This window comes from Myroides injenensis M09-0166 (assembly GCF_000246945.1).
In the GTDB taxonomy this organism is placed as follows: domain Bacteria; phylum Bacteroidota; class Bacteroidia; order Flavobacteriales; family Flavobacteriaceae; genus Flavobacterium; species Flavobacterium injenense.
The window spans coordinates 77,195-91,622 of record NZ_BAEX01000002.1 but is presented as its reverse complement, the minus strand read 5'-3'; the positions used below and the strand labels follow the sequence as shown (position 1 = coordinate 91,622).

The following is a 14,428-nucleotide window of genomic DNA, read 5'->3' as shown; positions in this document are numbered from 1 at the left end:
ACACGTAGTATGAAATGAATTATTTCTTTTTTGCTTCTTTTGCTATTCTAGCTTCAATACGTTTTACACGTTTTTCACTATCGGGATGTGTAGACATCATTTTAGAACCAATACCTTTTTCAGCTCCATATTCTTTTTCCATATCAGCAAATTTTTGGAAAGCATCAGCAAGAGATTGAGGATTCATTCCATTACTTACCATAAATTTATAAGAATAATCGTCAGAATCAGACTCTTGTGATTGTGAGAATTGAGCTCCGATTAACTTATTAGCCATCTCTTCAAAGTTTTCGCTGATTAATTCAGCAACAGTTCCTTTAGTAGAACCAGCATATTTAGTAGCTCCCTCTGTCAATAAAACTTGTTTATACCCTTTTTTTGAGTGTTCTAATTTTACGTGACCTATCTCATGTCCAATTATACCCAATAACTCTTCATCACTCATAATATCCATTAATGAAGAAAATACGCGAACACTTCCATCAGGACAAGCAAATGCATTAACATCAGTTACGTAATATACTTTGTAGTTTAAATTTAAACCATCATAATTTTTATATGGTCCAAAAATTTTCTCTAAACGCTCAGCATATGCACGCATTTGCGGATCTTTAGAATCTAATGAACATACAGGATTATTCTCGTCCATCCACTTTACAGACTCTTGAGCAGCTTGGATTATATCCTCATCGCTTACTGTGAAAGCAGATACAGCAGTTTTTACAGCATCAAGTTTTTTCCCACTTAATTTTCCAAATTGTGCGTGAGCTGATGTCATTGCAAAACAAGCAAATACTGCAGCTATTAAAACCTTCTTCATATTTTTTACATTTTACTTTTCGAAGAGCAAAAATACTCTTTTTCTTATATTATTTTAATTTTCGACTATGATCACAAATAAAAATCGACTCAAAACATTACTAATACTTTCTTGTTTAATTTAATAGTCTTCCTCTTTTTATAACTACTAAATAAAGAAGTTCTTTTATTAGTACTCATTTATAAATTTACTCGTTGATCTTTATTGTATTTTACTTGATACCCAAATTTCAACGTTTTGGATTCATTACCTTTCAACTTCAAATCCCATTTTACTATCCCTTTTTCTTGATTAATTGAAGCACCTGATTTTTCAGTCACTACTACCTCGATATCTTTATTCGCGCTTATAGGATATTGATCTTCTATTTGAATAGTAATAGTATCACTTTTAGTATTTCGAACTACAATGTCATATAAAAATTGTTGTTCTTTCTTTGAAGATAGTGTTTTTGTTCCTGATTTATCTTTTACTAAAGTACGTGTCAAAACAATTCGAGGGTCTTTACCCATATTGAGTTTCATTACTTCTTCTGTATTTCCAGGATCTAAATAAGTCTTTCCAACATATACTCCTTCAAATACTACATTTGCATTCCCAGCCAATAAATTATAATTTGAATAATCCTTAATTGTTGCTACTAAATAAGCATTCAGATCAAGCTTAGGAGCAGCATAATACATATACTCTGCTGGAATTGAAATATTGTTTAGGGTAACGCTATGGTTCTTTCCATTTGACACAATTGTATAAGGAATACTGATATCAAATGAAACATTTAATTGTGAATTATTAATATTTGTATAATCATTTATAGATAACTCTTCAAATATTTCAGGCATATAATCAAGACTCTCTACTACTTCTGAATATTCAGCAGTAACCGTTTTTCTTGAATTAGATACTCTATTACTTTTATTAAGGAGCTCTTTATAGACATTGTCGTTTTGGTAATTAAGAAACCACATTGACCATTTTGGAATAAGATTGCTTTGATTAGCAATCCCACTAGTTAAACTCAACTTGACATTACGCCAATCAAGTCCTGTAGATTGGTTAACATCTGCTTTATATACAATTTTAACTGGTGAATTAACTTGATCTACTCTTAATTCATAAAATGGTTTCCAGCTTGCATAAGGAGTTAAATATTTTATTTGAAGATTAGCATTTCCTTCCTTCTCACTCATAACTTGAAGAACAATCTTCCCTTTACTAACTTTATCTCCTTTACCATCGTTAAAAGCTAATCTATCTTTTAAATTAGATAATCGAACAGATAACTTATTCTCTATTTCTGCTAATCTATCGACTTCATTTGCTAATTGATTTCTTTTAACCTTATAATAATCAACCATCTTAGTAATCTCTTGAGTAGTATTCCCTTGACTATTACCTACTTTCATATTCGCATCCAAGACTTCTATTGTTTTCCTTTCGGTAGCTAATTGATTACTTATTTTCTTAAGTTCAACTTCAACCAAACGGATACTATCCTTTACTGGTTTGATTAAAGGAGAATCTTCTGAGGCATCATACTCCTCAATAAATCGATTACTGTATTGCACAGACATAACAGTAACATCGTTCGTTGCACCAATTTGAATTGTTTGATCATTTAAATTGTCAGCTATATTAGTAATTACAATCTCTGAAGTCCCTTTAGGCAATTTCAAATTTGCTTTATGTGTCAATTCAGCACTATTAAAGTACACTCGTGCACTCTCTAATTTAGCTTGACTAAACAACGGTTTCTGTGCCCAACTCACTATAGAACTAAAAATTAGAGCAAAAAGGATTAATTTGTTTTTCATATAATTTATTTTTTTAATTGTAATAATTAGCCAAATAAATGCTCTACGACATCTTCAATTTTAGTGACTAATATTACTTTAATTCCCGTTCCATTGTATGAGATTTTATTGTATTTAGATACTAAAATTTGACTAAACCCAAGTTTCTCTGCTTCCTGAATCCGCTGATCTACGCGATTAACAGGTCTAATTTCACCTGATAGCCCTACCTCTCCAGCAAATGTCACACCTTTGTCTATCGATATATCTTGATCCGACGATAATATTGAAGCTACGACTCCTAAATCAATAGCAGGATCATCTACTGTAATACCTCCTGTAATATTCAGGAAAACGTCTTTTTGTCCTAATCTAAATCCAGCACGCTTTTCCAATACTGCTAAAATCATATTCAAACGTTTTAGATTATAGCCCGTAGCACTACGTTGTGGAGTCCCATAAACAGCAGAACTTACTAGTGCTTGTACCTCTACCATTAAAGGTCTCATCCCTTCAAGTGTAGCAGCTATAGCAGTCCCAGACAACTCTTCATCTTTATGTGATATCAATATTTCAGATGGATTCGATACCTCCCTAAGTCCACTTCCTTGCATTTCATATATTCCTAATTCTGCTGTAGAACCAAAGCGATTTTTATTAGCTCGAAGAATGCGATATACATGATTGCGATCTCCTTCAAATTGCAATACAGTATCTACCATATGCTCAAGCATTTTTGGACCAGCAATACTTCCATCTTTAGTAATATGACCAATAATTAAAACTGGAGTTCCCGTTTCTTTAGCAAACTTTGTTAACTCAGCAGTACACTCTTTAATCTGAGATACTGTACCAGCAGAAGATTCGATATAATCAGTATGTAAGGTTTGAATCGAGTCAATAATTAATACATCTGGCTGAATTTCTTCAATCTGTCTAAATATGTTTTGTGTATTTGTTTCTGTTAGAATATAACAGTTATCATTTATTGGATTAATTCTTTCTGCACGCATTTTAATCTGTTTCTGACTTTCCTCACCAGAAACATAAAGTGTTTTAAAAGGTAATTTTAGCGAAATTTGTAACAACAATGTACTTTTCCCAATACCAGGCTCTCCTCCCAACAACACCATAGATCCTGGAACAAGCCCCCCTCCTAAAACTCGATTAAGCTCTCCATCTAGAGTATTCATTCTTATCTCTTCCGTACTGTCAATCTCTCTTACTTTTAATGGCTTTGCAACTCTTTTAGTTCCAGACGAAGCTGCATTAGATGGCTTCCATCCAGTCTTCTCTTCTTTCTGTATTACTTCTTCTACCAATGTATTCCATTCTCTGCATGATGGGCACTGTCCCATCCATTTAGGCGTCTGTGCGCCACAGTTCTGACAGAAAAAAGCTGTTTTTACTTTAGCCATTTTTTTTATTTTATAAAACTACCTTTCAAATTTACAATTTAAAAACATAATAAAATGTAACTAAATCTAGCCATATTCTCAGACGAAACTTTCTAATCCTATATCTTAAATATTATAAACTAAATAAAACGCTAAGTACTAGAACTGATTAACACTACACTTCTTCAACATTCCTTCAACACTTCTTCAACATTCCTTCAACAAATAGCCTTCTATATGGAGCAATCATGGCGAAGTGTTGAAGAAGTGTTGAAGGATTTAGCTCTAATGCCTATGAATACAGGCTTTCACAAGCATTGCAATTTTACCTTAAAATGATTTTTTTTACACTAAAGTATTGTAATTTAAGTAGATGAGTTTTTTTTGGGGTAAAAAAAAGTGAGGTGTTTTTTATTTTGCTCTATACAACGTAGTAAGTAGAAAAAACATGACCTTTTAAAAAATACTTTCTAAAATCAAATAATAATAAAAAAAGTAAAACATACAACAAAGCATCTTAACTATCAATTAATTAGAATTTATATATTTACACCTGCATAAATTCTTATACAAAATGATACTCAAGAAATTTTTATTACTTATTATTATTTTTACTCCCCTTATATACACCAATGCTCAAGAAGCAAAAGAGACTTTACAATCTCATTCAGAAATAAGTGTTGGATTGTTATTTGTAGGTTATAGCTATGAAACACCAGTAGTAGATAAATTAACTGTAAAAGGAAATCTTGATTATCAAATAGGATTTGCCATCAATAGTGATTATATCAAGTACTTTTCTGCTTTTTCCCTAGGTATAGAACCAAGATATTATTACAATATAAATAATAGAATTAGAAAAGGTAAAAACACAAAAAACAACGCTGCTAATTTCTTCTCCTTTGAAGCTTCTTATCAACCTGATTTTCTAAAAACCTTTGACTATGAAGAATATCATGTGAAAGCAAAAGATAGTTACAATCTAGTGCCATCATGGAACATCAGAAGAAACATCAACAATTCCAACTTCACGTATGAAATAAAATTAGGGATAGGATTTTCAACAATATATTATGACGATTTGCCTAATGAAAAACTTACTTACCCTGCAATTAATGCTAAAATAAGCTACAATTTTTAAGTATGAAATAGTTGATTAACTATCTTTTCTTGTAGTAGATTGGTAGTCCAATAAAAGACAGAGCTCCAAATACTACAACGATTGCAGTCTGCGTTGTCCATAGAATCCAACCAAATGCTGTACCTGCCACTGCAGATACGTGATAAAGTAACAATAGTTGAGAGATTACTAAAGGAAAAGCACCAAAACCTCCATTAGTAAAAGAAACTGCAAAACTTCCGGCTACAAAAGCAGACATGACGATAGAGAAAGATAAACTACTCGTTTCTTCCAAGGCTAACATTCCAAAGTAAAATGTAGCAATATAACCGCCCCAAATAAGAATAGTAAAAAACAAAAACTGTTTGCGATATGGCATTTTAAAAGTACTATTCAGACCTTCTACAACCCCCTTTATTTTTTTCTTCAAAAAGAGGATAATCTTCCATTTCACATATTTCAAGAAATAAAAAGTAAAAGCAGATAAGGCAAGGAGTGCGATAACTAAATATACTATTTTTTCAACCGGGATATAGTGCAGTAAAAACTCTTTTAAAATATCATATTGTAATATCAATGCAGTAAAGACGCAAAGTAATAAACATACAAGATCAACAACTCGCTCTGAAACAATACTTCCAAAACTTTTATCAAAAGGGATATTTTCATATTTCTGCAACACCAAGGCACGAGATACTTCCCCTGAGCGAGGTACAGTTAAATTCATCAAATAACCAATAGAGATTGCCATAAAATTAGTAGTTATTGAAGAATTATACCCCATATATTTTAAAGCATACCTCCATCGATAAGCTCTTGCCCATAGGCTCAAAATAGAGAAGATTGAAGCGATGATTATATAATTATAATTTGCTCCTTTAAAATGGGCAACCATCTCTTCAATCTGCTCTGATGTAAACTTATTATAAGAGTAATAAACCAAAAAAACTCCCAACAAAAGTGGGAGTAATAAATTAGCTATTTTACCTATTCTTTTTTTCAAATATAATTTTAGCTTATAGTATTTGTTTCCTCATTTGGAAAAATAATAGAAGGCTTAAAAGTTTTAGCTTCTTCAAAATCAAGAATACCGTATGATATAATGATAATGATATCACCTTTATGCACTTTACGGGCTGCAGGCCCATTTAAAGTAATTTCACCAGAGTTTCTAGGTCCTGGAATAGCATAGGTTTCAAAACGCTCACCGTTATTAATATTCACAATTGAAACTTTTTCACCTTCAATCATATTAGCCCCTTCTAATAAAGCTTCATCAATTGTAATACTACCTATGTAATGTAAGTCAGCACCTGTTACTTTTACACGGTGAATTTTTGATTTTACTACTTCAACTTGCATTTGTCGCTTGAGTTTTAGTTAAAAGATAAATTGTCAATTAATCGAACACCTTCAATATGAGCCACTAAGAAACCTCTATATCGATGACCTTCTTCTATCACCAAAGCAGGCTTTAATGTATCTTCGTCAGCTATTGTAAAATATTCGAGGTCAAAGTTAGAATTATTTTTAAATTCATTATCAACAAATTGGTTAACTTTTTCGATACCTTCCGTTAAAAATATTTCCTGTGCATTTTTCAAAACACTATATAAGAAAGTAGCTTTTTGTAAACCATCATGTGACACTCTTTCATTACGAGAACTCATTGCTAAACCGTCTTCTGCTCTATAAATAGGCACTCCTACAATATTCACAGGAATATGTTCTTTAGCTACCATTTTACGAATGATTTGCAACTGTTGGAAATCTTTCTCACCAAAATAAGCGTTTGTTGGCATTACTAATTCAAACAATTTTTTTACAATTGTACCAACGCCATCAAAATGTCCAGGCCTTTGTGCACCTTCCATTTCTTTATCTAGTCCATCAAAATCAAAAGATTGGGCTACTGTATTTCCACCATACATTTCGTCAACTGTCGGTGCAAAAATTACAATTTTTTCAGAAAGAGATTTAATTGTCTCTACATCTCTTTCTAACGTACGTGGATATTTTTGTAAATCATCAGCATTGTTAAACTGAGTTGGATTGACAAAAATGCTCACTACTGTACAATCATTATCATTTAAAGATTGTTGCATAAGGAATAGGTGACCATTGTGAATAGCCCCCATCGTAGGTACAAGACCTATAGCTTTATTGGCATCGCGAAATGTTTTTAAATACGCTTGCAATTCGGCTTTAGTACTAAAAAGAAACATCAGCTTCGTGTTTAAAATAATGGCAAAATTAGTTATTTAAGAAATAACTCCATAAAATTTCGTAAATTTGCATTGTTTATTTATTTCACACACAGAAATTAAAAATCAAGATGAAAGATAAGAGGATATTATACGTATCATCTGAAGTGGTACCTTATTTAGCAGAAAATGAAGTTTCTTTAATGTCTTATGACGCTCCAAAAATGATTAATGACCAAGGTGGGCAAATAAGAATTTTTATGCCAAGATATGGTAGTATAAACGAGAGAAGACACCAATTGCACGAAGTAATTAGATTATCGGGAATGAATCTTGTAGTCAATGATATGGATATGCCTTTAATCATAAAAGTTGCTTCTATTCCAAAAGAAAGAATTCAGGTTTACTTTATTGATAATGACGAGTACTTCAAACGTAAATCAACTTTTACAGATGAAGAAGGAAATCTATTTCCTGACAATGACGAACGCGCTATTTTCTTCACAAAAGGGGTAATAGAGACAGTTAAAAAATTAAATTGGGTTCCGGATGTAATTCACGTTCAGGGATGGATGGCTTCATTATTGCCAATTTATTTAAAAGAGTACTATAAAGATGAAGCTATTTTTGGAGATACAAAGGTTGTAACTTCAATCTTTGAAGAAGGCTTTGCAGGAACTTTAAGTCCAAATATGAAGGAAAAAGTAGCTTTTGATGAGTTACCAGAAGAGCTAATTACAGAGTTTGCCGTTCCAACTTATGAAAACATAATGATGAACGCAATTAGAAATTCTGATGGTGTAATTATTGCATCAGAGAACGTAAGTTCAAATTTAACAAAATTTATAGAATCTTCTGAAAAACCTTTTTTACCTTTCGTTCCTAAAGAAGATTTTGCTAAATTATACACAGAATTTTATCAAAAATTCTTCTAATCTATTGACAACCATTTTGTAATACATTACATGGATAAAAAAAATATCATCAGAGGATTATTCCTTGCTCTAGGATTTGTTGCATTACAATCATGCGATAAAGACTATACTGAAACAGGTAACGACATCATCGGAGGTGGAGACTATGACGTTCAATCTTATGTCGTTAAAGATTTAAAAGCCTACAATCAAGCTTATGGCCCAGTAGAAACTAGCAGATTACCTGAAGTATCGTTAGGTTCAATCAAAAATGGTGTTTTCGGAACAACGTCAAATAGTATCGCGCTAAACTTTGCTGATAATATTTCAAGTTTTGGTGAACTAAATGAAACTGCTGTTTTAGACTCTGTATATTTATACATTCCTTTTTACAATGTGGAATTAGAAAAGAAAGAAGAAAATATTAGTACATATAAGCTTAACAGTACCTATGGATCGGGTTCATTTGATTTAAAAGTTTACCAAAATGGTTATTTCTTAAGTAATGACAACCCTGTAGAAGGAGGTTCTAATAAATATTACAACAATAGCATTGCTAATTTTGAGTCAAACAAAGCATCAATTTTACTAAACGACAGCCCTAATAGCACTCAAAACACGAATGTTATTTTCAATAACAAAGGAATTAATATTTATAAAAAAGGAGAAAACGGCGAGACAACAGCTGACCTTAAGTCAACTCTTGCTCCTGGTTTTTGGATTGACTTAAATAAAGAATATTTTCAAAAATTCTTTGTAGAAAATAGAACTAAACTTGCAAGTACTGATTATTTTCAAGACATATTCAAAGGTCTTTTCTTACAAGCTTCACCAAATAACAGCAAAGGTGCTATCGGATTAATTAATCCTGCACAAAGTTATTTAAGAGCAACTTACTCACAAGATCAAAAAAGTAAAGATGCTGATGGCAAGGAAGTAACTACAAAAGTTAGAGGAGAGATTAAATTATCTCTTTTGTCTTTTGCAGTTTCTGGAGATTCAAATCTTGCTAATTCTAGTAACATTTTAGTAAACTTAATGAATACAAATGAAGATGACGTTTACAAACAAATGATTGCTAATCCTAATAAAACTAATGGTGATGACCAATTATACCTTAAAGGTGCAGAAGGTAGTGTAGCTGTTCTTGATTTATTTCAAAGTAATGATTTTGAAGAATTAAAAAAATTACGCGACCAAAAAGTTTTAATAAACGATGCATTCTTAACTGTTCATTTAGATCAAGAAGCAATGCAAGATGCGATTGCACCAGAAAGATTGTATTTATATAATTTTGATGATGGAACAAATATCGCAGACTTTTTAAGCGATTCAGGAACTACTAAACCAATCTTTGGAGGTAATTTAATTCCTGGTGACGACAAAGGAAAACAAGATAAATACTCATATACATTCAGAGTAAAAGATTTAATACAAAGCCTTATTAAAGGAAAAACTATTAAAAGTCCTAAACTAGCACTTACTGTTAGTAATAGTTACACAAATACAATAAAACAAACTAACTTCAAAACCCTACAAACCCCTATTACTAATCAGCCTACAGATGTTAAAACAATGTCTTCTGTATCAATCACATCTCCTCTAGGAGCAGTTATATACGGAAACACTGAAGCGGCTGGCAAAAAAAGAATGAAATTAGAGATATTTTATACTACTAAAAAATAACAAGAGAAGACTATGTGTGGAATTGTAGGATATATTGGACATAGAGATGCTTATCCAGTAATCATTAAAGGATTAACTAGATTAGAATACAGAGGATATGATAGTGCTGGTGTAGCTATTTTTGATGGCGACCAGATTAATATGTGCAAAACAAAAGGTAAGGTTGCTGACCTTGTCGAAAAAAGCACAGACGAAATAAAAGTTGGAACAGTAGGTATTGGACATACACGTTGGGCTACTCACGGAGTTCCTAACGACGTTAACTCTCACCCACACTTTTCTAATTCAGGAGAATTAGTATTGATACACAATGGTATCATCGAGAACTATGACTCTCTAAAACAAGAATTAATAAAAAGAGGTTATACTTTCAAATCAGATACTGATACTGAAGTATTAGTCAATCTTATTGAAGATGTACAAAAAACAGCAAATGTAAAGTTAGGTAAAGCTGTTCAAATTGCACTTAATCAAGTTGTAGGGGCTTACGCAATTGCCGTAATGGATATTAAAAAACCAAACGAAATCATTGCTGCCCGATTAGGAAGTCCTCTTGCAATTGGTATTGGTGAAAATGAGTATTTTATTACTTCAGATGCCTCACCATTTATTGAATATACAAATAATGCTATTTATTTAGAAGATGAAGAGATGGCAATTATTCGTTTACATAAACCTTTACGCATAAGAAAAATTAAAGATGACTCTTTAGTTGATCATTATGCTCAAGAATTGCAATTAAACCTAGAGCAAATAGAGAAAAATGGTTATGACCATTTCATGCTTAAAGAAATTCATGAACAACCAGAAGTAATTAAAGACACATTTAGAGGGCGTCTATTAGCTGATCAAGGGCTAATAAGAATGGCTGGGATTGAAGATAATATTGATAAATTCCTAAATGCTAAACGCATAATTATTGTTGCTTGTGGTACTTCATGGCATGCTGGACTAGTTGCTGAATATGTGATAGAAGAATTAACACGTATCCCAGTAGAAGTAGAATATGCATCAGAATTTAGATACAGAAATCCAATTATAACTTCTAATGATGTCATTATTGCGATCTCACAATCTGGAGAGACTGCAGATACACTAGCAGCTATAAAATTAGCAAAAGAAAAAGGAGCATTTGTATTTGGGGTATGTAATGTTGTAGGGTCTTCTATTTCTAGAGAAACACACGCAGGAGCTTATACACATGCAGGACCAGAAATTGGTGTTGCATCTACTAAAGCTTTCACGACGCAAATCACAGTTCTTACATTAATAGCATTAAGAATAGCTAAAGCAAAAGGAACTCTTGCTAATTCTGAGTATTTGAAATATTTACATGAATTAGAATTAATTCCAGAACGTGTACAAGAAGCTTTAACCCAAAATGAGGAAATTCTAAAGATATCAGAAGTTTATAAAAATGCGACCAACTGTTTATATCTAGGAAGAGGATATAACTATCCAGTTGCATTAGAAGGAGCTTTAAAATTAAAAGAGATCTCTTATATTCATGCTGAAGGCTACCCAGCTGCAGAGATGAAACATGGCCCAATTGCTTTAATTGATGAACACATGCCAGTGATTGTAATTGCTCCAGATCAGGAACATTACGATAAGGTAGTAAGTAATATTCAAGAAATTAAAGCGAGAAATGGTAAAATTATCGCTGTAGTAACAAAAGGAGATAAACAAGTAAGAGAACTTGCTGACCACGTAATTGAGGTACCAGGAATCTCAGAAGCTTTGACTCCAATAATAACGACAATCCCTTTACAGTTACTGTCTTACCACATAGCTGTATTAAGAAACTGCAATGTCGATCAACCTCGTAATTTAGCGAAGTCGGTTACTGTAGAATAGCATAAAAAATGCGGACCAAATAGTGGTTCGCATTTTTTATATAAAATAAAATTTCAATCTTTTTAATATTAAGAGAAAAAACCTATCTTTGCACTCTGAAAAAGTAGATTTTTTCATTAAACGTAAATAGCTGTTAAATAAATACATAAGCAATGTCTAAAGTTACAGGAAAAGTTGCGCAAGTTATCGGACCAGTAGTTGATGTAGTTTTCAACTCTGAAAATGCCGAACTTCCAAGAATTTATGATTCATTAGAAATCACCAAACCAGATGGTTCTAAATTAGTACTTGAAGTACAATCACACATTGGAGAAGATACAGTTCGTACAATTTCAATGGACTCAACAGACGGATTAAGTAGAGGTTACGATGTAATTGCTACTGGATCTCCTATCCAAGTCCCTGTAGGGAAAGAAGTATTTGGTAGATTGTTTAATGTAGTTGGTGACGCTATTGATGGTCTAGGAAACTTACCTAAAGAAGGTAAAGATGGTTTACCTATCCACCGTCCAGCTCCAAAATTTGAAGATTTATCAACTGCTACTGAAGTTCTATTCACTGGTATTAAAGTAATTGACCTTATTGAGCCATATGCAAAAGGTGGTAAAATTGGTTTATTCGGTGGTGCTGGAGTTGGAAAAACAGTATTGATTCAAGAACTTATTAATAATATCGCTAAAGGACACGGAGGACTTTCAGTATTTGCTGGAGTTGGAGAGCGTACTCGTGAAGGGAACGACTTACTACGTGAGATGTTAGAGTCAGGTATTATTAAATACGGTGAAGATTTCATGCACTCTATGGAAAATGGAGGATGGGATTTATCTAAAGTAGATAGACCTGGAATGAAAGAATCAAAAGCAACATTCGTTTTCGGACAGATGAATGAGCCACCAGGAGCACGTGCTCGTGTAGCTTTATCAGGTTTAACTATTGCTGAATTCTTCCGTGATGGTGCTGGTGATGACCAAGGAAAAGACGTACTTTTCTTCGTAGACAATATCTTCCGTTTTACACAAGCTGGTTCTGAGGTTTCTGCTTTATTAGGTCGTATGCCTTCTGCAGTAGGATACCAACCAACATTAGCTACTGAAATGGGGGCAATGCAAGAGCGTATTACTTCAACTAAAAAAGGTTCTATTACATCTGTACAGGCGGTTTACGTACCTGCGGATGACTTAACAGACCCTGCTCCTGCTACAACTTTTGCTCACTTAGATGCTACAACTGTATTATCTCGTAAAATTGCTGAGTTAGGTATTTATCCAGCTGTTGACCCATTAGATTCAACATCTCGTATCTTAACACCAGAAATTTTAGGTAAAGATCATTATGCTTGTGCTCAAAGAGTAAAAGAAATTTTACAAAAATATAAACAATTACAAGATATCATTGCGATTCTAGGTATGGAAGAGTTATCTGAAGAAGATAAACTAGCTGTACACAGAGCTCGTCGTGTTCAACGTTTCTTATCTCAACCATTCCACGTTGCTGAGCAATTTACAGGTATTCCTGGAGTATTAGTTGATATTAAAGATACAATCAAAGGATTTAACATGATTATTGATGGTAAATTAGATCATTTACCAGAAGCAGCTTTCAACTTAAAAGGTTCAATCGAAGAAGCGATTGCAGCTGGAGAGAAAATGCTTGCTGAAGTTTAATAATCACTTAATATAAATCAATATGAAATTAGAAATAGTATCACCTGAAGCTACTTTATTTAGTGGAGAGGTTACAACAGTATCTGTTCCAGGTATTAAAGGTGAGTTTCAAATGCTGAACAACCACGCACCTATTGTTTCAATTTTAACAAAGGGGGATGTAAAGTTTACAGGAACTAACATTACTATTGAAGAAGCATTTAATTCAAAATTTCAACAAATTGGTAAAGACACTTTTCATTTACCAATAAATGCAGGGGTTATTGAACTAAATGACAATAAGATTATTATATTAGCTAACTAAGTTTAGCTTTTAAATATACAAAAAGCCGATTCTTACGAATCGGCTTTTTTTGTTCTATATATCTCGATATCACACAAAGACAAAGATATCTACACTTTTGTTACAAAACTCTTTAAAAACCTATCTAAAATAACGCTAAAGCTATTCTTACAAGCTTACAAAAGAATATATGAATCAATTTTAGAAACCAGGTACAATTACACTCTAGTTAACTTACCTACTTTAGCTGTTTTTTGAGAATACTAATATTGTTCGCCAAGATGACGTATTTGAAGTCTTATAGAATTACTAAAAATATAATGCTTAAAAATCAGTCAATACAGACTTTATTCTTAATAAAAACTTTTTGAGATTACTATGATAGTGTTTTACACTTCTCAATTCTAAAACTTGACCTTTTCTATACAGATTAACCAAACTGTATGCATAAACACAACTTTTGAGATTGATATATTAATTCTCCAATTCTACTAAGAAATACTATAAAATAAAAAAAGCTAGACAGAAATGTCTAGCTTTCTGCTCCCCCTCTTGGGCTCGAACCAAGGACCCTCTGATTAACAGTCAGATGCTCTAACCAACTGAGCTAAGGAGGAAGGTGTGTTACCTTTATTGCGTTGCAAATATAGAATGTTTTTTCATTTCTTGCAAACAAAAATCACAAAAAAA

At 32.5% G+C, this 14,428-nt stretch carries 12 protein-coding genes and 1 tRNA gene; 6 read left to right on the top strand and 7 right to left on the bottom strand.

Annotation, left to right across the window (positions count from 1 at the left end; translation table 11 throughout):
* Positions 1-19 precede the first annotated feature (19 nt).
* From RH98_RS00870 to radA, 3 genes are all read right to left on the bottom strand, one after another.
* Positions 20-820, bottom strand: coding sequence for a M48 family metallopeptidase (locus RH98_RS00870; protein ID WP_010249463.1), 801 nt, complete (start codon positions 818-820; stop codon positions 20-22).
* Between the two features lie 179 nt (positions 821-999).
* Complete coding sequence (locus RH98_RS00865) at positions 1,000-2,634, bottom strand: DUF4139 domain-containing protein (protein ID WP_010249461.1); 1,635 nt, start codon at positions 2,632-2,634, stop codon at positions 1,000-1,002.
* Between the two features lie 26 nt (positions 2,635-2,660).
* A complete protein-coding gene (gene radA, locus RH98_RS00860; protein ID WP_010249459.1) occupies positions 2,661-4,031 on the bottom strand; it encodes a DNA repair protein RadA in 1,371 nt (456 codons plus the stop codon).
* Positions 4,032-4,584: 553 nt separating this feature from the next.
* Between radA and RH98_RS00855 the strand changes: the two genes are divergently transcribed.
* Complete coding sequence (locus tag RH98_RS00855) at positions 4,585-5,151, top strand: hypothetical protein (protein ID WP_010249458.1); 567 nt, start codon at positions 4,585-4,587, stop codon at positions 5,149-5,151.
* Positions 5,152-5,170: 19 nt separating this feature from the next.
* Here the strand turns inward: RH98_RS00855 and RH98_RS00850 are convergent, their stop codons facing one another.
* Genes RH98_RS00850 through panC form a run of 3 tightly spaced genes read right to left on the bottom strand, consistent with a single transcriptional unit; the run spans position 5,171 to position 7,355 of the window.
* Positions 5,171-6,133: a lysylphosphatidylglycerol synthase transmembrane domain-containing protein gene (locus RH98_RS00850; RefSeq protein ID WP_010249457.1), complete on the bottom strand. Its 963-nt coding sequence runs from the start codon at positions 6,131-6,133 to the stop codon at positions 5,171-5,173.
* Positions 6,134-6,141: 8 nt separating this feature from the next.
* Positions 6,142-6,492 carry an aspartate 1-decarboxylase gene (gene panD / locus RH98_RS00845; protein WP_010249456.1) on the bottom strand — a complete coding sequence of 117 codons (351 nt, stop codon included), beginning with the start codon at positions 6,490-6,492 and terminating at the stop codon, positions 6,142-6,144.
* A 14-nt stretch (positions 6,493-6,506) separates the two neighbouring features.
* Entirely contained in the window at positions 6,507-7,355 is an 849-nt protein-coding gene (panC, locus tag RH98_RS00840; protein ID WP_010249454.1) for a pantoate--beta-alanine ligase, read from the bottom strand.
* Positions 7,356-7,465: 110 nt separating this feature from the next.
* Here panC and RH98_RS00835 point away from each other — a divergent pair, with 110 nt between their 5' ends.
* The 5 genes from RH98_RS00835 (at position 7,466) to RH98_RS00815 (ending at position 13,759) form a co-directional block, all read left to right on the top strand.
* Entirely contained in the window at positions 7,466-8,269 is an 804-nt protein-coding gene (locus tag RH98_RS00835) for a glycogen/starch synthase (RefSeq protein WP_010249452.1), read from the top strand.
* A gap of 30 nt (positions 8,270-8,299) precedes the next feature.
* The gene (locus tag RH98_RS00830) at positions 8,300-9,934 is read left to right on the top strand and encodes a DUF4270 family protein (RefSeq protein ID WP_010249450.1); all 1,635 of its coding nucleotides are present in this window, start codon (positions 8,300-8,302) and stop codon (positions 9,932-9,934) included.
* Positions 9,935-9,946: 12 nt separating this feature from the next.
* Positions 9,947-11,791 (top strand): glutamine--fructose-6-phosphate transaminase (isomerizing), encoded by a 1,845-nt coding sequence (gene glmS / locus RH98_RS00825; RefSeq protein ID WP_010249448.1) that lies wholly within the window; start codon positions 9,947-9,949, stop codon positions 11,789-11,791.
* A 152-nt stretch (positions 11,792-11,943) separates the two neighbouring features.
* The gene (atpD, locus tag RH98_RS00820; RefSeq protein WP_010249442.1) at positions 11,944-13,455 is read left to right on the top strand and encodes a F0F1 ATP synthase subunit beta; all 1,512 of its coding nucleotides are present in this window, start codon (positions 11,944-11,946) and stop codon (positions 13,453-13,455) included.
* Positions 13,456-13,477: 22 nt separating this feature from the next.
* Complete coding sequence (locus RH98_RS00815) at positions 13,478-13,759, top strand: F0F1 ATP synthase subunit delta/epsilon (protein WP_010249440.1); 282 nt, start codon at positions 13,478-13,480, stop codon at positions 13,757-13,759.
* A 522-nt stretch (positions 13,760-14,281) separates the two neighbouring features.
* On the opposite strand, the gene RH98_RS00810 is transcribed toward RH98_RS00815, so the two are convergent.
* Positions 14,282-14,355 (bottom strand) — tRNA-Asn (locus RH98_RS00810).
* Positions 14,356-14,428: the final 73 nt, after the last annotated feature.